The 22,426-nt window shown below is 56.4% G+C and carries 17 protein-coding genes; 14 read left to right on the top strand and 3 right to left on the bottom strand.

Features of this window, described 5'->3' with window-relative positions; genetic code table 11:
• Window positions 1-18: 18 nt before the first annotated feature.
• The gene (gene floA / locus Poly51_RS24545) at window positions 19-1,044 is read right to left on the bottom strand and encodes a flotillin-like protein FloA (protein ID WP_390621808.1); all 1,026 of its coding nucleotides are present in this window, start codon (window positions 1,042-1,044) and stop codon (window positions 19-21) included.
• Between the two features lie 308 nt (window positions 1,045-1,352).
• Complete coding sequence (locus Poly51_RS24550) at window positions 1,353-2,447, bottom strand: NAD-dependent epimerase/dehydratase family protein (protein ID WP_146461063.1); 1,095 nt, start codon at window positions 2,445-2,447, stop codon at window positions 1,353-1,355.
• A 428-nt stretch (window positions 2,448-2,875) separates the two neighbouring features.
• Here Poly51_RS24550 and Poly51_RS24555 point away from each other — a divergent pair, with 428 nt between their 5' ends.
• The 12 genes from Poly51_RS24555 to Poly51_RS24610 all read left to right on the top strand — a co-directional run bounded on the left by Poly51_RS24555 (window position 2,876) and on the right by Poly51_RS24610 (window position 17,511).
• Window positions 2,876-3,787: a universal stress protein gene (locus Poly51_RS24555; protein ID WP_186775783.1), complete on the top strand. Its 912-nt coding sequence runs from the start codon at window positions 2,876-2,878 to the stop codon at window positions 3,785-3,787.
• A gap of 94 nt (window positions 3,788-3,881) precedes the next feature.
• Window positions 3,882-4,949, top strand: a complete 1,068-nt coding sequence (locus Poly51_RS24560; protein WP_146461067.1) for a dihydroorotate dehydrogenase — start codon at window positions 3,882-3,884, stop codon at window positions 4,947-4,949.
• A gap of 366 nt (window positions 4,950-5,315) precedes the next feature.
• Window positions 5,316-7,688, top strand: coding sequence for a cytochrome-c oxidase, cbb3-type subunit I (gene ccoN / locus Poly51_RS24565; RefSeq protein ID WP_146461069.1), 2,373 nt, complete (start codon window positions 5,316-5,318; stop codon window positions 7,686-7,688).
• Between the two features lie 53 nt (window positions 7,689-7,741).
• Window positions 7,742-7,921, top strand: coding sequence for a hypothetical protein (locus tag Poly51_RS24570; protein ID WP_146461071.1), 180 nt, complete (start codon window positions 7,742-7,744; stop codon window positions 7,919-7,921).
• Window positions 7,914-8,564: a cbb3-type cytochrome c oxidase N-terminal domain-containing protein gene (locus tag Poly51_RS24575; RefSeq protein ID WP_246114741.1), complete on the top strand. Its 651-nt coding sequence runs from the start codon at window positions 7,914-7,916 to the stop codon at window positions 8,562-8,564. Before Poly51_RS24570 ends, Poly51_RS24575 begins: the two co-directional genes overlap by 8 nt.
• 77 nt (window positions 8,565-8,641) lie before the next feature.
• Window positions 8,642-10,072: a cytochrome c oxidase accessory protein CcoG gene (ccoG, locus tag Poly51_RS24580; RefSeq protein ID WP_246114742.1), complete on the top strand. Its 1,431-nt coding sequence runs from the start codon at window positions 8,642-8,644 to the stop codon at window positions 10,070-10,072.
• Window positions 10,069-10,620, top strand: a complete 552-nt coding sequence (locus Poly51_RS24585; protein WP_246114743.1) for a FixH family protein — start codon at window positions 10,069-10,071, stop codon at window positions 10,618-10,620. The genes ccoG and Poly51_RS24585 overlap by 4 nt, the downstream gene beginning before the upstream one ends.
• A 55-nt stretch (window positions 10,621-10,675) precedes the next feature.
• Window positions 10,676-11,548: a sulfite exporter TauE/SafE family protein gene (locus tag Poly51_RS24590; RefSeq protein WP_146461074.1), complete on the top strand. Its 873-nt coding sequence runs from the start codon at window positions 10,676-10,678 to the stop codon at window positions 11,546-11,548.
• Between the two features lie 19 nt (window positions 11,549-11,567).
• On the top strand, window positions 11,568-14,048 hold the full coding sequence (locus Poly51_RS24595) for a heavy metal translocating P-type ATPase (protein WP_146461075.1): 2,481 nt from the start codon (window positions 11,568-11,570) through the stop codon (window positions 14,046-14,048).
• Window positions 14,045-14,236 carry a cbb3-type cytochrome oxidase assembly protein CcoS gene (gene ccoS / locus Poly51_RS24600; RefSeq protein ID WP_146461077.1) on the top strand — a complete coding sequence of 64 codons (192 nt, stop codon included), beginning with the start codon at window positions 14,045-14,047 and terminating at the stop codon, window positions 14,234-14,236. Before Poly51_RS24595 ends, ccoS begins: the two co-directional genes overlap by 4 nt.
• The gene (locus Poly51_RS24605; protein ID WP_146461079.1) at window positions 14,233-15,729 is read left to right on the top strand and encodes a PAS domain S-box protein; all 1,497 of its coding nucleotides are present in this window, start codon (window positions 14,233-14,235) and stop codon (window positions 15,727-15,729) included. The genes ccoS and Poly51_RS24605 overlap by 4 nt, the downstream gene beginning before the upstream one ends.
• 288 nt (window positions 15,730-16,017) lie before the next feature.
• Window positions 16,018-17,511 (top strand): sigma-54-dependent transcriptional regulator, encoded by a 1,494-nt coding sequence (locus Poly51_RS24610; RefSeq protein ID WP_146461081.1) that lies wholly within the window; start codon window positions 16,018-16,020, stop codon window positions 17,509-17,511.
• Here the strand turns inward: Poly51_RS24610 and Poly51_RS31705 are convergent.
• The gene (locus Poly51_RS31705; RefSeq protein WP_315853685.1) at window positions 17,500-17,943 is read right to left on the bottom strand and encodes a helix-turn-helix transcriptional regulator; all 444 of its coding nucleotides are present in this window, start codon (window positions 17,941-17,943) and stop codon (window positions 17,500-17,502) included. The genes Poly51_RS24610 and Poly51_RS31705 overlap by 12 nt on opposite strands.
• A 222-nt stretch (window positions 17,944-18,165) precedes the next feature.
• Between Poly51_RS31705 and Poly51_RS24620 the strand changes: the two genes are divergently transcribed.
• Window positions 18,166-19,785, top strand: coding sequence for a proton-conducting transporter transmembrane domain-containing protein (locus tag Poly51_RS24620; protein WP_146461085.1), 1,620 nt, complete (start codon window positions 18,166-18,168; stop codon window positions 19,783-19,785).
• A 44-nt stretch (window positions 19,786-19,829) separates the two neighbouring features.
• Window positions 19,830-22,421: a YbcC family protein gene (locus tag Poly51_RS24625; RefSeq protein WP_146461087.1), complete on the top strand. Its 2,592-nt coding sequence runs from the start codon at window positions 19,830-19,832 to the stop codon at window positions 22,419-22,421.
• Window positions 22,422-22,426 lie beyond the last annotated feature (5 nt).

The following is a 22,426-nucleotide window of genomic DNA, read 5'->3' on the forward strand; positions in this document are numbered from 1 at the left end:
TGAGGTCGAGGTCGTCGCCTAGGTCGAACTCGGCTCGCGAGCTTCCGCAGCCTCGGTTGCGCTCAGGGCCAACGATCGACGCATCTCGGTATCGGCGTTCACGTTTTGCAGTTTGTAATAGTCCAGGACATTCAAATTGCCCGACCGAAACGCTTCGGCCATCGCGACCGGAACGGCGGCCTGGGCCAAAACGACCTGGGCTTTGCTTTGTTGAATCTTGGCCTGGTTCTCTTGCTCTTCGGCGACCGCGGCGGCTCGTCGGCCTTCGGCGCGTGCACGAGCGACTTGGGTGTCAGCCTCGGCTTGGTCGGCTTGCAGGCGAGCACCGATGTTGGCACCCACATCAATGTCGGCAATGTCAATCGAGACAATCTCGAACGCTGTTTGCGAGTCGAGGCGTTTGGCGAGCACGGCTTTGCTGATCACGTCCGGGTTTTCGAGAACGGCCTTGTGACTGGCGGCGCTGCCGATCGCGCTGACGATGCCCTCGCCGACTCGCGCGATGATCGTTTCTTCGGTCGCACCACCGATCAATTGCTGCAAGTTGGCGCGAACGGTCACACGAGCCTTGACCTTCAATTGGATTCCGTCCTTGGCAACAGCGTCGAGCGATGGTTTCGACGAACCGCGTGGCGGGCAATCAATCACTTTCGGATAGACGCTCGTCTTCACGGCTTCCAAAACATCGCGACCGGCCAAGTCGATCGCCGTTGCTTCGCGAAAGGTCAGCGAAATGGTCTTGGCTTTCTTGGCCGCGATCAGGGCACGGATGACCTGTTGAACGTTGCCGCCGGCCAAGTAATGTGCCTCCAGCGCGCCGCTGGTCAATTCAGGATCCACGAGTCCCGCCTGCGTCGCCATGATCTTGCTGCGCACGATCGCCCGTGTGTTGACCTTACGAAAGGTCATCCCCAGCAGATCAAGAAACGAGATGTCGGCGCGAGTCAGTTGTGATTGAATCCACAACCCGAAATATCTCGCGAACACGAAAAAGAAGATCAGCAATAACCCGAACAGAATTGCCGCCACGACCAATCCGAACATGGTCGAGGTTTGCAACTTCTGCTGGGCCAGCAGTTCGAGAGGCAGGTTCAGTCGAAGCATATTACCGATCGCTAAGAAGTGGATCATCAAGAAAGCTAGACAACCCCATCAATTTCACGGCGGACCACTTCAATGTCAACCAGAGCAACGGTTTACGCGACTCGTGGCGACGGAACCTCGCCTACGTTTGCATCGCTAAAGGAATGCGAAAGCGAATATCGGGCGTAAACGGGCGACTTTTCGTCGATCGAGCTGCTTTGCGGATTAAACGGCCCGACCGTTCCAGACGCCTCCAAGGTTGACGCCGCTTAGGTATCGCGGAGCGTCTTGGTGCTGGCGTTTCGAATTTGTTCCAATCCGACGGGGCCACGCTGGCGTGCTTTTCGTGGCATGGGGAGCCAATTGTTGGCAAAGTACCATTCGGCTGTTTGTCGAATCCGCGTCGCCATCGGCATTGCCTGTGCAAAACCAGTGTCTCCCATCAAGTTCGCGGCGCTACACGTCCACGAACCTGCGGTTGCTTCGCGGGCTTTGTCCCAATTCAGGATGTTTGGTCGTCGGCGGATGCGGCCAGCCAAGTCGCTGATCCCGGCGATGCCCCACACAACGGCCTTGGGCATGTGTGCGACAATTGCATTGTCACGACCGACCGCGCGTCCGATCATGCGACCAAGTTCGCCATAGGTGACCACTTCATCGGCGGCCGCAAAGTAGACGCCTGCCGAAGCGTCGTTGCCGTGAGAGCCCATCCGCTTGCCCTTTTCGGCGACCAAGGTGAGCGCACGCACCAAGTCCATGACGTCGATCATCGATACTTCGGTGTCCGCAAGGCCGGGCGAAAAATGAAGGCCCGTTCTGGCGATGCTTTGAAACATCGCGAATCCGTCGGCATCACCTTCGCCCATCACGATTGGCGGGCGTACGATGGTGGTCGGCACGTGACCGGCGTAACGGCGTGCGATAATTTCGCCGGCAAGCTTGGTGATCCCGTAGGTCGATACCGGGTGCGGGATATCCGACTCTGTCAACGGACGGCCCAACCGTGATGGTCCTGCGGCAGCCAACGAGGAAACCAAAACCAGCGTCGTGTTGCCGCCTCGATCGCCGCACGCGCGAGCCACATTGTCAACGCCGCTCTGATTTACATCTAGAAACGTCGATCGGCGAAACGCTTTCGTGACGGCAGCAAGATGGTAAACGACATCAACGTCATGGACGGCCTTGGACACAGAGTCAAAATCGGTCACGTCACCAGTAACGAAGTCCACCTTTGCCGAATCGACCACGCGTCGATTGGACGTTGAACGCACCAAGCAGGTGACGCGATCGCCACGGTCGACCAAGTGCTTGACCAATTGTCGACCGATGAACCCCGTCGATCCGGTTACCAATGCATGAGTCATGATGCCAGTCCTCGCTGTTCAAATTTTGGTCGACGCGGCTATCGCGTCAAACCCAATTGCCAATTCTGTTTATTCGATCGTGCGACTTCCCTCGGCATCGCACCTGCTTGAATCATCGGATCCGAGTGGGATCGGATTGAATCGTTCAACCCATCTGCGGATGATTCAAGTCGCGCCTCGCCTGCCATCCATCGTGATCACGACAACTGCAACTTCAATGCTTATCATTCCGATGAACGAACGATCACATGACCGCGAAACAACGGTGCAATCGAATCCTGGTGGGGTTTAGGGGGGGCTTCGCAGGCGAGGTTCACCGGAAACTTGCCGGCAAGAGCTTTTTTTCAGGATATTCCGCTCGAGCTTGGTATAACAAGTGCAACGATTTTGTCGTGCTATCAACGCACACTTTGATCGAAGGACAACCCATGAAAGTTTTGTTAGCCACCGATGGCTCCGAGAACGCGATTGAAGCGGCGATGTTCTTGAAGCATCTCGCAAGGAAAGAAACATTCGACGTTTGTGTTTACACGGTCTCGTTTGTGCCACAGCATCCGCACAACAGCGCCTTCGAGCCTTGGTACCCGCAGTGGCTGGAACAGGAACGCGATCGTGTGACCATTTTTCAAAACCGAATCAAGACGATCCTGGGTGACTCGTGCCGGAGCATTTCGGTCGGTCATGGATTCGGTGCGCCGATCCCCGAGCTTCTTGATGAAGCCAAACGCACGCAAGCGGACCTTGTTGTGGTCGGGGCGAAAGGGCATACGACGCTGCATCGACTTCTGCTAGGAAGCACGTCGGACAGCATCGCCACCCATGCCGAGTGTTCCGTGCTGGTCGTTCGCGGCCGAGTCGATTCCGAAGGCAAGCCCTTTTCGGTGATCGGCAATCCACCCAAGATTCTTTTTGCATACGACGGATCCAAGGGGTCTCGAGAGGCCATCGACGAGCAGTTATCGTTGAATTGGAGCCCTGCGACCCAAGTTAACGTGATCAGTGTGGCAACCGCGGCCTATGCGTTTTTTGACGACACGTTCGCAGCCATGGCCGCGCAATTCGAAGCCGAACAAGCTGAACAAACTCGGCTAGAAGCGGAACACATCAGCGGTGAAATCGCAGCAAAGTTCCCCTCAACGACAGTCGAAGTCCCGCGTGCAAACCACATCGGTGACGCCATCGTTTCGGCAGCCGAAGCAAACGTGAACGACTTGATCGTGATCGGTGATTCCGGTCACACGCTGATCGGCGACCTGCTGCTGGGCAGCACGTCGAAATACGTGCTGCGTCACGCGCCCTGCAGCGTTTGGATCTCGCGACATCATCGTCGCGAAAAATAAGTAGCATCACACCTTGAGAGTGCCCCGAATGTGAAATCTTTTCTAAGCGGCTGAATTAAGTCGCTGTTACCATCTTTTCTCGAGGGAGATTGCTGTGAGCATTGATTTGACCACCCGGTACGGGAGCCTGACGCTCAGGTCGCCGATTGTTGTTGGTGCCTGTCCGATGAGTGTCGACGAACAAACTCGTATTGCGATCGAATCTTCAGGAGCGGGCGCGATCGTTTTGCCATCGCTGTTTGAGGAACAAATCAGCCTTTGGAATCAATCGCGAGGCAAGTCGCTTTCCGATCAAGAGCAGCAACGGGTCACGCAGTGCAATGCATTAGCCGAAGCGACGTACTGTGGAAATGCCGAGACGTACCTGTCGATTGTCAACCGCGCCAGCGAGCAGATGCACATTCCCGTCATTGCCAGCTTGAACGGCGAGAGCGAGGGAAACTGGCTCGATTTTGCCGGCGAAGTCGAAGAGGCCGGTGCGGCGGCAATCGAGTTGGCGGTCCACCATTCCGATGCCCTGCATCAATCAGGGCCGCGCCAGATCGAAGAGTCGTTGGTACGGTTGGTGACCAACATCAATCAAGCGATCTCGATTCCTTTGTACTTGAAACTGGAACGAGACTACACCAGCTTGGGCCATCTGTCGCGACAATTGAGTTCCGGCTGTCAGGGTTTGGTGATGTACGGTCGAAAACCAAACGTCGAAATCTGCCTGGACTCGCTGTCGGTGCGGACGCATTGGGGTCTGACCGAACCGGGCAGCATCAATCAATCGCTCGGGGAGATCATGCGAGTTCATTCGTCTTGCCCAACGATGTCGCTGGCCGCGTGCGGCGGAATCAGCAGCAGCGAGGACGTGATCCGGTCCCTTTTGGCGGGCGCCGACGTCGCGATGGTGACGTCCGCGATCTATCGGCACGGACCCGATGTGATTCGCACGATGAACGATGGCCTGATGGAGTACATGAATCAGCACCAGCTGACGTCCATTGTAGAACTGCAAGAGCAGCGGCCGCTCGAATTCGACCAAGGTGCCCAGCGAAATGCCTATGCGAAAGCGCTGTCATCGCGAATCGATCCACCCGCCGACAGCAACTCGAATTTTCATGGTGACCGATACGGGCACCTGGACCGAAGATCGGCAGAACAGGCTGGCCACTGATCGGTGCGCCGACGAACACCGTGAAGGAAGTTCAAGCCATTGGCGGTGGATCGACGGCGACGCTTGGCAAGTATTCACGCTCACTTCAATGTGTGCTGAATCGATGTCCGCACAACACCGGGCGCGCATGAACGCACACTCGGCAGTCTAAAGCGTGCGATTCGAGCGCGCTCGATTTTCGGGTTTATCGCGACTCGGGCTCAAAACCAAGTAAAACCAGCTCGAAAGTGTGGCGTTCCGACGCATTCACACTAGCGTTGCCGAATTGGGGCTCCAATGGCACCGCACTTGTTATCAAATGCATATGAAGCCATCTCAGTCGGTTGAGACGGCACGGAAATCCGCCGACGCAAACAAACGCTCTCCATGGCCACTGTTACCGATTCTGATTCACACGAATCGCCTTCACGTTCCACCAGCGATGCCCAACTCGAACACTTTAGCTACGACGACAGCATCGTCCGCATGTTCGTCACTGCCACGATCCTCTGGGGTTTGGTTGCAACCTTAGCGGGATTGATTGTCGCAATCATTTTGGTGTTGCCATGGTTGACCGGCGGGTTGCCCTGGTTTTCGTTCGGACGACTGCGACCGCTTCACACCAATGCGGCCATCTTCGCATTTGCGGGCAACGGTATCTTCGCGGCGATCTATTACAGCACCCAGCGATTGTGCAAGGCGCGAATGTGGAGCGACGCACTTAGCCGCATCCATTTCTGGGGCTGGCAAGCCATCATCGTTTCGGCCGCCATCACGTTGCCGCTGGGGATCACCCAGAGCCGTGAGTACGCCGAATTGGAGTGGCCAATCGATTTGGCCATCGCCGTGATCTGGTTGTTCGTGTTCGGCGGCAATTTCTTGATGACGTTGATCCACCGTCGCGAACGCCACATGTATGTCGCGATTTGGTTTTACATCGCGACGATCGTGACGGTCGCGCTGCTTCATGTATTCAATAACTTGGTCGTGCCGGCCGGATGGTTCAAAGGCTATAGCGTCTACGCCGGTGTCCAAGACGCATTCATGCAGTGGTGGTACGGGCACAATGCGGTGGCCTTCTTTTTGACGACGCCGTTCTTGGGATTGATGTATTATTTCCTGCCCAAAGCTGCCGAACGTCCGGTATTCAGCTACCGGCTGAGCATCATTCACTTCTGGTCACTCGTATTCATCTATATCTGGGCCGGTCCTCACCACCTGCACTACACCGCGCTTCCCGAATGGGCCAGCACGCTGGGCATGTTGTTCAGCTTGATGCTTTGGATGCCATCGTGGGGTGGGATGATCAACGGCCTGCTGACGCTTCGCGGCGCCTGGCACAAAGTCGCCGTTGATCCGGTGCTGAAGTTCTTTGTCGTCGGCATCACATTCTACGGCATGAGCACCTTCGAAGGTCCGATGCTGTCGATCAAGGCGATCAACGCGCTCAGCCACTACACCGACTGGACCATCGCCCATGTTCACTCGGGTGCGTTGGGTTGGAACGGGTTCATGATTTTCGGCATGCTGTATTGGCTGATGCCGCGACTCTACCAAACCAAAATGTGGAGCCAGAAGCTGATCAGCTTGCACTTTTGGACGGGCACGCTGGGGATTCTTCTTTACATCATTCCGATCTATGCCGCGGGCCTGATGCAAGGTTTGATGTGGCGAGCCATGGACGATACCGGTCACTTAGCCTATCCAGATTTCATCGAAACGATCCAATCGGTTGTACCACTCTGGTGGCTTCGTATCGGCGGCGGATTGTTGTACGTCAGCGGCGTGGTGATGCTATGCATCAACACGATCATGACGTGGAGCAACCGACCGGCCACGTACGAAGTGCCCGTTTACTCGGCGCCCCGCTTGACGAAAGCGTACGAAGACGAAGTCAGCAAAACCGATCCGCTCAAGGACGTGCCGATGTTGGAACTCGGCAAGAAAGTGGACGCCCTGGGTCGAATGGGCTGGCACCGCCGCTGGGAACGATTGCCGGTCAAGTTCACGGTCTTGGTGACGATCGCGGTTCTGGTGGCGACGTTGTTCGAATTGGTACCGACGTTCCTGATTCGTTCGAACGTTCCAACGATCGCAACGGTAAAGCCGTACACTCCGCTGGAACTCGCCGGCCGACACATTTTCGTTTCTGAGGGCTGTTACAACTGCCACTCGCAAATGATTCGGCCGATCGTTTCGGAAACCAAGCGGTATGGCGAGTACAGCAAACCGGGCGAGTTCATTTACGATCGCCCGTTCCAATGGGGAAGCCGTCGAATCGGACCGGACTTGGCGCGTGAAGGCGGCAAGCAAAGCAGTTTTTGGCATTGGACTCACTTCGAGAATCCAGAACTTGTGTCGCCCGGATCGGTCATGCCCAGTTACGAGCACTTGTTGACCCAAGACTTGAAGTTTGACGCCATCAAACCGCATGTCGTTGCCGCCCGTTATCTCGGTGCGCCGTACACGGACGACGACGTTGAAAACTGTGAATCCATTTCGCGGCGGCAAGCCGAATTTGTCGCGGCGGAAATCGTTGGACAAGGCGGTCCGGCGGCGATGCACGAAAAGCAAGCGACGGCGCTGATCGCATACCTGCAACGCATCGGCACCGACTTGTTCCGTACCGATCCACCGCCCGCCGACGCAAAACCGGCGGACGATGGGGCACCTGCGGATGAATTGCAAACGGGCGACGAATCAGCAACCGTCGACGAATCGGGTGCGGCCGAAGAGGAAGCTCAGGTTGCCGCCGAATAGCGAACGCGGTTCATCACCATATTCATTTTTTCAAACTCACAACGAACCATTTCATGATCAAAGACCTAGTGTGCGCCTTGGACTTTTCGGCCTATGCCGAAGTGGCGCTGGGGCTGTTTGTGGCCGCCTTTGCCGTCATCTTTTACGGCGCGATGAAACTCAGCAGCAATGCATCGGCCCGTTTCGCATCGATCCCGCTTTCCGACGATGTAGAGGACCCTCGCGATGAGTAGTCACCAACGCCCCGCCGACGAAATGGCAAGCGACGACGTTCCAAAAATGGACCACTCCTACGATGGGATCGAAGAATACGACAATCCGCTGCCGGGTTGGTGGAAGTGGTTGTTCATCGGATCAATCGTGTTCAGTCCCTTTTACTGGATGTTTTATCACGGTGGTGCGGCCGGCCGCAGCGTGGAAGACCAATACGGGATTGCCCTGGCTGCGAACACGCGGCTTCAATTCGCCGAAATCGGCGATTTGTCGCCCGATGCGGATACCATCGTCACCTATCTGCACAAAGCAAGTTGGGTGAAGGTTGGTGAATCGGTTTTCAAAGCGAACTGCATTTCGTGTCACGGGCGCGAGGGCGAAGGCAAAGTCGGTCCGAACCTGACCGATCAAATGTTCAAGAACGTTGTGAAAATCGAAGACATCGCTCGCATCATCAATGAAGGTGCGGGCGGCGGCGCGATGCCAAAATGGTCCAACCGATTGCATCCCAATGAAGTCGTCTTGGTTTCGGCTTACGTGGCAAGCCTGCGCGGCAAAGAACTGGAAGGACGCATCCCCGAAGGGAAAGCCATTCCTCCCTGGCCCGAACCCAAACCAGAAGCCGACGTCGAAGCCAAAGCCGAGGCAGATCAAGGAAAATGAGTTTCGCGTTGCCGATATCGTCTGCGCTATCCCCTTGCTCGGCATGTCCGTCCCAGCGGTGTGGAAACGTTTCTGCGGTGCATGCCTTTGCGACGGATTCCGGTGGATCAACATCGCCGCTCTTGGATTCGCCCGAGCACGTGCTGAGCACCTTAGAGGCAGACGGCAGCCGGCGATGGTTGCGGCCCAAATTGGCGCCCGGCAATTGGTGGAAGAAACGACGTGTGGTCGCCTACCTGTTGATGGTTGTGTTTGTCGCGATCCCTCACTTGCGTATCGGGGGTAAGCCGCTGATCCTGCTTGACATCGTCGCTCGCCAATTCACGGTTTTGGGCCGAACGTTCTATCCGACCGACACGATGTTGTTAGCGTTGTTGATGCTTTCGGTATTTGTTTCGATCGTCTTGCTGACGGCGATCACCGGCCGCGCCTGGTGTGGCTGGGCGTGTCCGCAAACGGTGTACATGGAGTTTCTGTTTCGTCCGATCGATCGGTTCTTTGAAGGAACAACGGGCAAAGGCGGAAAACCGAAGTCAGGCCGGAATGCGTTTTGGCATGTGGCAAGGATCGCGGTTTACTTGGTCCTTTGCATGTTCTTGGCGCATACGTTTTTGGCGTACTTTGTCGGCACCGAAAAACTGGCCCAATGGGTTCGCAGTTCACCAATCCAGCATCCGGCCGCATTTTTGGTCATGGCCGGCACGACGGGACTGATGCTGTTCGACTTTCTGTTCTTCCGCGAACAGATGTGCTTGATCGCCTGTCCGTACGGACGTTTTCAATCCGTCATGCTGGACGAGCAGTCGTTGATCGTTGCCTATGACCCCGTCCGCGGTGAACCGCGGAAAAAGGGAAAGCGTGTCGTCGACGAAACGACGGGCGCGACCGCGGGTGATTGTGTCGATTGCAACCAGTGCGTGGTTGTTTGTCCCACGGGAATTGACATTCGAAACGGCTTGCAAATGGAGTGCATCAATTGCACTCAATGCATCGACGCGTGCGATTCGGTCATGGACAAGGTCGACCGACCTCGCGGCTTGATCCGCTACAGCTCGCAAGACGCGATCGCCCGAAAACCGAAGAAGCTGGTTCGCGCAAGAACAATCATCTATCCGCTGATCCTGTCGATCGTGCTAGGCGGATTCGCATATGCGATCGGTGTGAAATCAGGCTTCGACGCACGGGTCATTCGTGGCAAGGGCAACCCGTTTACGGTCGAAAAAGGCGGAATGGTTTCCAATTCGTTTCACTTGCGGATTGTGAATCGGACCGATGTTCAACAAAACTATCAGTTGACGGTTATTTCCCCGGATGGCGCGAAGCTTGAGGTCATCGACGTGGATAAACTGACACTGCAACCTGGCGACTCGAGACTTGTACCTTTTAGTCTTCGATTTCCGACTCGCACGACCTTTGGCGACGGGAACGAGGAAGCAAAGTTAGAGATCGCGGACGAGAGCGAAAACGAGCGAGTCGTCGATTTCCGAATCCTCGGACCAAGAATATGAATACGAATCCAAACAACATGGCCGATATGTCAACGTCAAGTCTTGGGCAATCCGATGCATCAAAGAACGAACGCCGAGCGAAACGGTTTTGGGTCTCGTTGGTCGTGACGCTTCTAGGCATCCAATTGCTGATCGGATTTGTCGCCATCCGGCTTGCGACGGGCGATCCATCCGCGGCGATTGTTCCCGACTATCACAATGCGGCGCTGAACTGGGACGTGTCGCAACGTGCGATCACCGCGGCGGACCGAATGGGGTGGACCGTATCGATCGCGACGTCGGATGTTGCCGACGCACGGGGTATGCGGGCAACAGAAATTTCGATCTTGGATGATCAAGACCAGCCTGTCGATGATCTGCGTATCATGGCCAGTATTTACCACCACGCGCGGGCTGCGAACGTTCAAACCTTTGCGATCGAATCCATCGGTCAAGGTCGTTACCTGACGCTCGCTCCGATGCAACGACCGGGGCTTTGGCAAATGGAATTGATGATCGAGGGCGCAGAACAGTTGATCAAGAAGTCCAGCGAGATCACCGTCTTGTAGTGGGTTACCGACTGCGCGGCCCAAACGTAAATCTTTCACTTTCGTCGAATCAAGCATGTTGATTTTGATCACTGCCGTCGTCACCGCCAGCCTGCTTGGCAGCATGCACTGCGTAGGCATGTGTGGCCCGTTGGCCATGTGGGCCAGCGGGATCGGTGATCGTGCGTCACGAAGTACGGTCGTGGTGGCGACGTCGATGTATCACATCGGACGATTGACAACGTACGTGATCGCTGGCTTGATCGCCGGATGGATCGGCAGTGCGCTGGACGTCGGCGGAAACTGGATCGGCGTTCAAGTGGCTGCGGCGCGAGTGGTCGGTGCAATCATGGTACTGATCGGCGCGTGGAAACTGTGGTCGATCGTTGGTGGTTCATCGGCAGGTGCCAAACCGTTGAAGCTGTCGCGCGTCAGCGGCGTGCTGGTGAAGTTGCGGCCACGTCTGTTTCGCTTGCCGATCGTGACGCGTGCCTTTGCGACGGGACTTCTTACGACGCTGCTGCCCTGTGGGTGGCTTTACTTGTTTGCGTTGTTCTCGGCCGGAACCGCGGATCCGATCAAGGGCGGCGTGGTGATGGCGGCGTTCTGGGTGGGCACCGTTCCTGCGTTGACTGCGCTCGTCGCCGGGTCGCAGATGCTGTCTCGCAGGTTCACGATGGCAGTTCCCGCGATCGCCGCCGCAATGCTGATTTTGACGGGTTGCTTTACGGCATCGGGACGCGGTTTCGCAAACCTGGATGCAATTGCCCGCTTGCAGTCGTCGGTCGATGTGGGGCTGGACGGCGTTGATCCCGCCGAATTGGTTTCGGAAGTTCAAGATTCGGCTTCAAAGCCGTTGCCTTGCTGCTGTGTGGGCGAGAAGGTTTGCGACGGCGAAGTTTCCGAAGAACTTGACGTGGATCACGAAGCAATTCTGGCCGGTCCCTAGAGCCATGCCAGCTAGAGCCATGCCAGGACAATCAACACGTGACGTCAACGGTTCGACGTCGTCCGGACGTGTCGAATTGGATTGCATCCATTGCGGACTTCCGACGCCGTGCGCTTTTGATACGGATCCGTCGACCGTGTTTTGCTGCAACGGTTGCCGTGGTGCGTATGACCTGATCCACGGCTGGGGCCTGCAGGACTACTACGCGCTTCGCGACCAAGTGTCGGGGTCACCGGCCGGTCCGGCGGGCGGCGAGAAGTCTCGCTACGATGCGTTCGACAGCGACGCCTTTTTAGGTGATTCGGCGCCAAGATTGCAAAGTGATGGAATGGCGACCGCCGAGTTTGCCGTTCACGGACTGCACTGTGCCGCGTGCGCTTGGTTGATTGAGAACGCAGCAGCCCGTACATCGGGCTGGCAATCCGCCCGTGTGCAAATGAGCGATCACACGCTAAGAGTGATGTTCGATCCCAGCCGGATCGTACTCAGCCAGATCGCAAGGTTGATGGATCGACTCGGTTATGAGTTGGCCCCCTTGGCGGGCAAAAGGCATGACCATTTTCGAATCGAGAATCGTCGGCTGTTGATGCAAATCGCGGTGGCGGGTTTCTGCGCCATGAATGCGATGTGGATTGCGATCGCCCTGTACGCGGGCGATGCATCGGGCGTGGAAGCGAACCATCGGTTTTTCCTTCGCGTGATCGGTACGGGATTGGGCGTCGTCGCTGTCTTGATTCCCGGACGCACGTTCTTTCGCGGAGCCCTGGCGTCGTTGCGGACAAGGACGCCGCACATGGATTTGCCGGTCGCATTGGGGCTTTCCGTCGGCACGATTGCGGGGCTGGCCAGTGCCGTTTCCGGTCGGGGCGACGTTTATTTTGATTCACTTGCCGTTCTGGTGTTCCTGCTGCTGATCGGTCGATGGATTCAATTTCGTCAACAACACCGCGCCGCCAAGGCGGTCGATTTATTGCTGCGAGTGACACCGATGCACGCCCAGCGTGTGACCACCGACGGGGCTACCGAATGGGTGCTTGTCGACGTCCTTGCCATCGACGACGTCATCCGAGTTGCAGCTGGGGAAAGTATCGCCGCCGACGGATACATCGTCGCTGGCGAAACGATGCTGGATCGTTCGCTGCTCACCGGCGAGAGTCAACCGGTCGGGGCTAACCAGGGTGACGAAGTCTCGGCGGGAACGATCAACCTTGTTCGCAGTGTTGACGTGCGCGTTGCGGCAACCGGCCGTGATAGCCGCATTGGCAAAGTCATGCAGTCGGTCGAATTGGCGGCATCGACGCGAACTCCGATCGTCCAGTTGGCCGACCGAATCGGTGGAGTGTTCGTGGTGGTCGTCACTTTTTTGGCGTTGCTGGTGATGGTGGTGTGGTGGTCGTCGGGGTGGGAATTAGCGGCGGCGCACGCGACGTCGTTGCTGATCGTCGCGTGTCCCTGTGCGCTTGCCTTGGCAACACCGCTTGCGATTGCCGTCTCGTTGGGTCGCGCCGCGAAACAGAAGATACTTATACGTGATGGTTCTTCGCTTCAACAACTTGCAAAGCCAGGCACGCTTTGGTTCGACAAGACGGGGACGTTGACCCAAGGTCGCCCGACGGTGGAATTGATCTTCGGTTCCGACGAAGCTGTCCGTTTGGCCGCCCAGATCGAACGAGGCTGTTGTCACCCGACCGCCGAAGCGATCGTGCGATTCGTCGGTCAGGGCGTCGATACTTGGCCCGATGCGAAATCGGAGTTTTTCCGAAACGGAGTGATCGGAGTTGTCGACGGCTTGACCGTCGCGGTCGGCAATGTCGACTTCATGGAACAGCAAAGTGTCCTCGTCGGCGATCCGATCTTCGACGCAATTTGCACGGCCGTCGGTCGCCATGCCAGTCCCGTGGTGATCGGGGTCAATGGGGAAGCCGTGGCCGTGGTCGGAGTCGCGGACCCGTTGAAACCACACGCGGCCGAAACGATCCAGGAATTGCAAAGGCTCGGCTTTCGCGTCGGAATTTTGTCGGGTGATCACAGGGACATTGTCGACCGGGTCGCGGTTCAACTTGGCGTCGATTCCGAATTGGCCCACGGAGGCCTTTCACCGGAAGATAAACTCTCTATCGTTCAGCAGCGAAGCGATGGCAACGTTGTGATGGTGGGCGACGGTGCCAATGACGCTGCTGCTCTGGCTGCCGCCGACGTGGGGATCGCGGTCCGTGGGGGTGCGGAAGTCAGTTTGCAGGCGGCGCCCGTTTTCATTGCATCAGGTGAGTTGACGAGTGTGATCTCGCTGATCGGCGGTGCGCGTCGCACGTCATGGTTGATCGTTGTCGCATTCACGGTTTCTCTGGCTTACAATATCGTGGCGGTTGGGTTGGCGATGTGCGGTATCATCAACCCGTTGTTGGCCGCCATTTTGATGCCCATCAGTTCGGTTTCGGTATTAACATTGACGTTGCTATGGCCGACCTTTCGTGCGGCCAAAGAAAGAACAAATTCATGAGCGTCATCTACATTGCCCTTCCGATCGCATTGGCCCTCGGCGCGGCAGGCATGATTGCTTGTGTCATTTGCATTCGAAGCGGACAGTACGACGACATGGATACGCCTTCGATGCGGATGTTGATCGACGATCGTCAGCTTGATGAAGACATCGACACTGATTCTCCTTCGACGAAACAACAGCCTTGAGTACCGACGAAAAGCTGCTCGAAAGCGAGCGCCGCTTGCGGTCAGTCCTAGAGGCAGTCGTCGACGCGATCATCACGATGGGTGAGAACGGGTTGATCGAGTCGTTCAACCCGGCGGCTGAACGAATCTTTGGGTATCGAGCCGAGGAAGTCATCGGCGAGAACGTCAAGATCCTTATGCCCGATCCCTATCGCACGAAACATGACGACTATCTGCGTCACTTTCGTCGTACCGGCGAAAAAAAAATCATCGGTATCGGCCGTGAAGTCGAAGGCCGCCGTAAAGACGGAAAGATCTTTCCGATGGACTTGGCTGTCAGCGAAGTCTTTCTTCCCGATCGAAAATTGTTCACCGGAATCATCCGCGACATCACCGATCGAAAAGCGGCTGAGGCTGCGATCGTCGAGAGCGAACGGCGGCTGTCGACTCTCTTGGGCAACTTACCCGGCGCAGCCTACCGACGTTGGAACGATGAAAATTGGTCGTTCCAATTCATCAGCGATGGTTGCCAAGACATTTGTGGCTATACGCCAGACGAATTGGTCGCAGGCGATCCGACTTGGTGCGATTTGATCGATTCTGGCGATTGCGACGAACTTCGCGAACAGGTTCGAGATCGACTGCAACGAAGCTTACCTTTCCAAGCGGTCTACCGTATTCGCCATCGCCTTGGCGAGATCCGAGTTGTCTTAGAACAGGGAGTCGGAATTTTTTCGGATGACGGAACCTTGTTGGCGATCGAAGGGTTCATCTCTGATACGACCGAGTTGCAGAAGGCTCGCGAGAAACTGATGCAGTCCGAGCGTTTGGCGGCGATGGGTCAAATGTTGTCGGGGATCGCGCACGAGAGTCGAAACGCGTTGCAGCGGATCCAGGCCAGTGTGGACATGCTCAACATCGAAATCGCGGAAGACTCCGAAGCGGCTGGCGACGTAGCGAAGATCGCCCGAGCCCGCGATGACCTGCAACGATTGTTTGAAGAATTGCGAAGCTTCGCCGCGCCCATCCACTTAGAAACATCCATCGCGGATGTATCGGCAGTGCTGCAACAAGCCTGGAGCCATTTGGAAGCGACCGTCGGCGGTCGTGAAGTGCAATGGAATGTCGAAAACAAAGATTGCGATTGGACATGCCGTGTCGATGTGTTTCGTATCGGCCAGGTTTTCCGAAATCTGATCGAGAACAGTTTGGCGGCATGTAGCGATCCGGTGCGACTGGATGTGCTTTGCGAACCTACAAGTCTGGCGGGCGAATCTGCCATAGCAATCACGTTTCGCGACAACGGGCCTGGATTGACCGACGAACAAAAACGGCGAGTCTTCGAGGCCTTCTTCACCACCAAGACCAAAGGCACCGGGCTTGGGATGGCGATTGCCCAACGCGTGGTCGAATCCCACGGCGGAACGCTCTCGACGGGCACCGGCGATCACGACGGAGCCGAATTTGTGGTCGTGTTGCCGCGGGCGACGCCGTCGGACGCGGCCGGTTTCTAGCGGCACGCGTGGAAGATTCCCATTGATGGAATGCAACTTGCGTTTTATCCATTCGGAACCGTTTCACTGGGAAACGTCACACCGATCCGCCGGATCGGATCGACCGCCTGGCCTCGAAAACACGTTGCTTTGCGTAATCGACTCCCCTTTTCGCCGGGGCGTTTCGGAATCCAAGCAACCCTTGGCCATGTGAGCGTCTGAAGACCGTAGGTGTGCACATTAGCGCGCTTTCGCGGATCTGAGCTATTCTTGAACGTGACGACTCGACGAACAAAAAGTATTTTTGAAATGAACGACACCTCGATCGAACTCTTGCTCGTCGAAGATGAAGACGATTTCCGAGAGACCTGTGCCCGTTGGATGGAGCGAAAAGGGCACCGCGTCACGGCAGTATCCAACGGTGCCGAAGCACTTGGACTTTGCGAGAGTCGCAGTTTTCAAGTTGCCGTTTTCGATATGAACATGCCGGGTATGTCGGGCATCGAACTGCTGCAACGTGTCCAACAAGCGGGTTTCGATATGGAGGTCATCATCTTGACGGGACAGGGAACGATCGAGTCGGCCGTGTCAGCGATGAAGATGGGTGCGTGTGACTATTTGACGAAACCCTGTTCACTCGGCGATCTTGAACATCACTGCATGCTGGCGCGGACGCGCGGTGAATTGCGTCGCGAGAACGTGCAACTCAAAGCGGTCATTTCTCGCAGTCGGCCCAAACTGCCCTTGGTTGGCGAAAGCGGATCGATGCGAGCGGTCGCGAGAATGATCGAAAAGGTCGCGCCGACGGACCGACCTGTACTGGTTCAAGGCGCCAGCGGTACCGGGAAGGAAGTGGTGGCTCGCGAGATCCAGCAGCGTAGTCCGCTTCGCGACAAGCCCTTTGTGACGATCAACTGCGCGGCGCTTCCGGAACAGTTGGTCGAAAGTGAACTGTTCGGCCACCAAAAAGGTTCCTTCACCGGAGCCACGGCAGAGAAGCCTGGGTTGTTTGAAATCGCTGACGGGGGCACGTTGTTCATTGACGAGATCGGCGAATTGCCGCTCACGCTTCAGCCGAAATTGCTGCGCGTGTTGGAGGATGGATCGATGCGGCGGATCGGTTCGGCCAAAGAGCGAATGGTGCACGTCCGGATCATCGCAGCGACCAATCGCGACCTTGCCGCGGAAGTCGAAAAGGGTAACTTTCGCGAAGACCTCTTCTATCGCATCAATGTGCTGCCGCTTCAGCTTCCGTTGCTTAGCGAGCGTGAAGGAGACATCGACCGCTTGATCGAACACTACCTGCCAAAGCCATGGATCGTTGAACCCGACGTCCGTGCGGTATTGAATCAATATCCCTGGCCTGGGAACATTCGCCAATTGATCAACGTGATCCAGAGGGCCACGATCCTGGCCGAGGGCACTCGAATCACGATCAACGATCTTCCACCGGAAATTGTGAATTCCGTGAGAAACGACTTGACCCTACGATCAACCCGAACCGTCGTCGATCAACCGGGCGAGTTGAAGGGGCTGGGCACAAACACGTTCCAGGCGAACCCGTTACCTGCGAATACAACGTCGACTCGTACCACCGCTTCGACGGCGAGTCCTGATGGCGGAGCGGCCACGCTGGATGACATCGCCAAGGCACACGTGCTCGATGTTCTTGCGTCAGAAAATGGCAACAAGGCGCGAGCCGCACGGAGACTGGGAATCCATCGTCGCAAACTCTATCGGTTGCTTGAGCGATTCCAAGAATCGGATGTTGTCGAAGACTCGCGTGACGAATCAAACGTCTGATTTGCGATTTTCGTCCGCATGGTTTTTTCCGATCAGGTCCAGCAGTTCGCCGATCTGGCGATGTGATTCGATTGGGTGGCGTAACGATTTATCGACAAGAACTTCATAGCGATTTTGTCGACCCACCTTTTCGCGTCGGATGAAACCTTCTTCTTCTAAATCCTGCACGATCCGCTGAACCGCTCGTTCGGTAATACGAACACGCGCCGCAACCTCTCTGAGAACCATTTCTGGATCGGCGTGTAAAACGACCAAAACGTGAGCGTGATTGGTCAGAAACGTCCAACGATGCGAGGCCTCTTTGGGCTTCGGTGCGTCGGATCTCGAGCTCTTGGGTTCCGCCGCCTGGGAGGAACGACCGGCGGACGTGGTCTTCGATGCGCGAGTGGCCAAAACGCGAAATCCATGATTTTGCGGGTTCGGGCACCGCAACCGCTGCGAAATCTGCCCGTCGCCTCCACTCTAGCACACATCGTGCGAAAAAACATTCGTGAAACAGCGGACGTAAAAACTCGTATTTTGGCCGATTTCCGCGTTTTCGTGGCAATGAATCCTCATGACGGGCATCAAAACACACGAAGAACAATTGACGACAACTTTGTCGTGTTATATGTTTCGTGTCACACGATTCACATTTCTTAAAGGTTGCATTCGATGAACGGCGCGCTACTTTGGATGATCACGCTACCCGCGGCCGGGATGGTCAGTTTTCTGCTGATTCCGTCGGCGGTGGCTAATCGACACGTGCATTCGATCCGGTCGGTCGCCACCGGCTTAGCGGCGGCTCAGTTCCTGATCTCGGTCGCCGCAATGCTGTTTTGGCTTGCCTCCGGTGGCGCCGCCCAGCAAGTCAGCCTGTTCCCGCCCGGCGGGTCGTCGGCGGTCGCAGTGAGCCTGAGGTACGACGGCGTTTCAGCACCGATGCTGGCACTGGTCAGCTTCATTGGCTGGGTGATCTGTCGCTACTCGATCCGTTACCTCGACGGCGAAGCGACGCAGGGTCGGTATTTTCGTTGGACCGCCGGCACGATCGGCGCGGTGACGTGGATGGTGATCTCGGGCAACCTGTTGATGTTCTTTGCGGCCTGGGTTGCGACCAGCATGGGTCTGCATCATTTGCTGTTGCACTATCCCGATCGACCGCTAGCAGTCCGAGCGGCTTGGAAAAAATTTGCGTTCAGCCGCCTGGGCGACGCTGCTTTGATTGGCGCGATCATTATTGTCTATCGCCAATTCGGAACGTTTGAGTTCGATCAACTGTTCGCAGCGGTCGAAGGTCTTCAGGCCAGCGGCCAAGCTGATGCGACTGGCTTGAATGCAACCCACTTGATCGGTTGGCTGATCATGTTCGGCGCAGTCACCAAGTCGGCCCAGTTGCCATTTCATTCTTGGTTGCCATTGACGATGGAAACTCCGACGCCCGTGTCTGCTCTGATGCATGCGGGGATCGTCAATGCGGGCGGCTACCTGATCATCCGGACCAGCCCGTTGGTCGCGTCGGCTCCCATGGCGATGACCGTTTTGGCAATCATCGGCGCCACAACCACTTGCTTCGCAGCGACCGTCATGCTGACCCAAAACAGCATCAAGCGATCGCTTGCCTATTCAACGATCGCACAAATGGGATTCATGATGTTGCAGTGCGGCCTCGGCGCATTTTCCGCAGCGATGCTTCACATTCTGGCTCACTCGCTGTACAAGGCCCATGCGTTCCTTGCCAGCGGTAGCGTCATCGCCAATCGGACGGCGACGGACGTTCCCAATCAGATCCGACAAGAGACGCGATCGGCAACAAACGATTCGGGAGCTCTGGCATCCAAATTACTGTGTGTGGCCGCTGCGGCGATTGCCATCGCCATCATGTCTGCATCTATGTACGCATTCGGAGTTTCGCCGTCAGCCAAACCGGGCGGCTACGTGATGGGTTTCACGTTGGCGATCGCGTTAACGTTCTGGTTGGTCCAAACCTTTGCTACCCGAAAGGCTGGCTCGATTCTGATCGGGATCGCAACAACGATTGGGTTGTCCACTCTGTATTCGGCGACGTTCTTCGCAACAGACCGTTTGGTTTCGCCATTTGTGCCGACCGTCGACTCGGCACCCTCCTGGGTCGTGGTTGTGATGGTGGCGATCACATTTGTGGGAATGTTCTATCTCAGCCACTCCGGTGCAAGCCGATCAATCGGCGGTTGGCGCTCGTCGTTGTACGTCCACGCAACCAATGGATTTTATGTCGATGCGTTCATCCGGCGAATCGTCGGATTCAGAGCTTAACGTTCAACTCCTGACCCGCACGTTCTTTCACTTCAGCAGCAATCATGTCCCCCACTTTATCGATCCCCTCGGTCGCTGACCCTAGTCTCGCAGCCTCATCCGCACATTCGGCGCCTTGGTCGGATGGCGGGGCACGGATCCGCGAAATTCTTGAACAAGTCTGCAGTTCCATGACAGCCGTTTGGCCGTTGAAGGACTATGTCGCGGTCAACCCGCTGGGAGGCTTTACCGAACATCGTTTTCTCGACGCTCGAAAGAAACTGCGAGTCTATTCGGACTGCGAGACGCTGATGCCGCTTGCGTATTACGCCAACGAACTCAAGCAAGGACGATTGACGGTCGAAGCAATCGAACTAGCGATAAAGGAACTTGCAACCGATGAATCGATCGCAAACGCGAACCTAACTTCGGAATCGATGGTAAAGCAACTCCGTTCATTTGATCCGTTGCCGTTGTTGGTTCAGCCGACGGGTACGTCAACCAACAAAGATCGGTCGCTTCGAACCATCTCGGAATTCGTCGACGGTCAAAAGGGGACGGATTGGACAACGACCATCCGCGAGGAAGTATCAAAACACTGCGCCGCTCACTACGATGACGGTCAAGCGGCATGGCAAAGCCCATGGAAAGATCTGCCGCTGTATCAGGCATGGTTATCCGCAGCATCACGAGATCGCAAAATTGAGATCCTGGGACTGCAAGGATTTCGAAAATTTGTGACCGCGATGCCAGCGACGCCGGAGGAATCGATCGCGATGTGCCTGAACTCGCTCGGCGTTCCATCGCCGTTGTGGGAAGGCTTTCTGAGTTGTCAGATGCAATCCGTGTCAGGGTGGGCTGCGTGGGCAAAGTTCCAAGTTGACATGGCAAGTCGAAAGGATGAGCTGTCGACCGACTTGATTGCATTGATCGCGATGCGACTTGCCTATGACGTTGTCCTTGCCAATCAAGCGACGGTTTCCGTGCCGTGGGACGCGATGGCGGCGGGCGATCAAGATCAAGTCGACGTGAGTTCGTCAGGGGCATGGTCGAACCGAGACGATATTGCCCTTCGACACCTGTTACTTCGCGCTTGCGAAATCGAATTTCGCGAGCGACTTCTCCTTCGGTTGAACGTTTTGCCCGATGTACCGGACACCGCAGTTCCGTCGTCGACGGTTGCCCAAATGGTATTCTGTATCGATGTTCGGTCCGAGCGGATGCGACGCCACCTGGAAGCGACCAGCAACCGTGAAATCGAGACATTTGGCTTTGCGGGCTTCTTCGGCTTGCCGATCGAGTTTGTTCCGATCGGATCCTCATCGGGGAACGCGCAGGTACCGCTTTTGTTGTCCCCGAAATTCCAGGTTCACGAAGGACTGCGGGGCTCTGGTGAACAAGCAGCGTTGGACTCGATTGCTCACCGAACCACCATTCGCGGTTTCCGTCAGGCGTGGAAGCGATTCAGCACTTCGGCGGTCGGGTGTTTCGCGGCCGTTGAAACAGCAGGGTTGCTGAATGGTTTCTCACTTTTGAAACGCACGCTTCGTTGGGATCTTGGCTTGTCCGACGGCCACCGTTTTGACGGAGTTGCGAAGGCGGACCGCGAACATTTGGGGCCGATGCTGTGTGGGCTCAACGCACAGGGCATCACAACCACTCACCAAGCCGATATGGCGGAAGGCGTCTTGCGAGGAATCGGCCTGACCAAAAACTTCGCTCCGCTTGTCGTCTTCTGTGGCCACGGCAGCCGAACGGACAACAATCCATTGGCCGCCGGACTTGACTGTGGCGCGTGTGGCGGGCATACCGGTGAATCGAACGCGCGATTCGCCGCGATGCTGTTGAACCAACCGTTCATTCGAACGAATTTGGCCGAGCGAGGTATCGAGATTCCCGACGGCACCCGTTTCGTTGCCGCGTTGCATAACACGACCAACGACGAGATCGCATTCTTTGAAACCGACGAGCTGCCGGAGGAATCGCTTGGCGACTTCCAGCAACTGGCGAAGATGACACGATCGGCATCCGAGCGAAATCGGGCCGAACGTCTTCCCATCATCGCTTCGAAATCAGTCGCGGACCTGATGGACCGCTGTACGGATTGGTCGGAAGTTCGTCCCGAATGGGGTTTGGCGGGAAATGCGGCATTCATCGTCGGCTCCCGACGAATGACCGAGTCGACGGACTTGGACGGTCGAACTTTCCTTCACACGTATGATCATAAAGACGATCCATCGGGCTCGATTTTGGAATCGATCATGACGGCACCCATGGTGGTGGCTCACCTGATCAACATGCAATATTACGCATCAACGGTGGACAATCTTCATTTCGGCAGCGGGACGAAAACGGTTCACAACGTGGTCGGGCGGTTCGGGCTGTTTTCAGGCAATGGAGGTGACTTGATGACCGGATTGCCTTGGCAGTCACTGCACACCGGCACGTCGTTTCAACACCATCCGCTGCGGTTGCTTTCGGTGATTGCCGCGCCCCGAGCGTCCATAGAGCGGGTCCTGGCAAAACATGCCGGGGTCGCCCAATTGTTGACAAACCAATGGCTACATTTGGTCGCGATTGATGAAAGTCAGCTTTTCCGCTACACCGACTCTAGTACCTGGGAACCGATCACGTCAGTTTCCGCCCTGTCGAACTGAAAATA

This window comes from Rubripirellula tenax, from assembly GCF_007860125.1.
Classification (GTDB): domain Bacteria; phylum Planctomycetota; class Planctomycetia; order Pirellulales; family Pirellulaceae; genus Rubripirellula; species Rubripirellula tenax.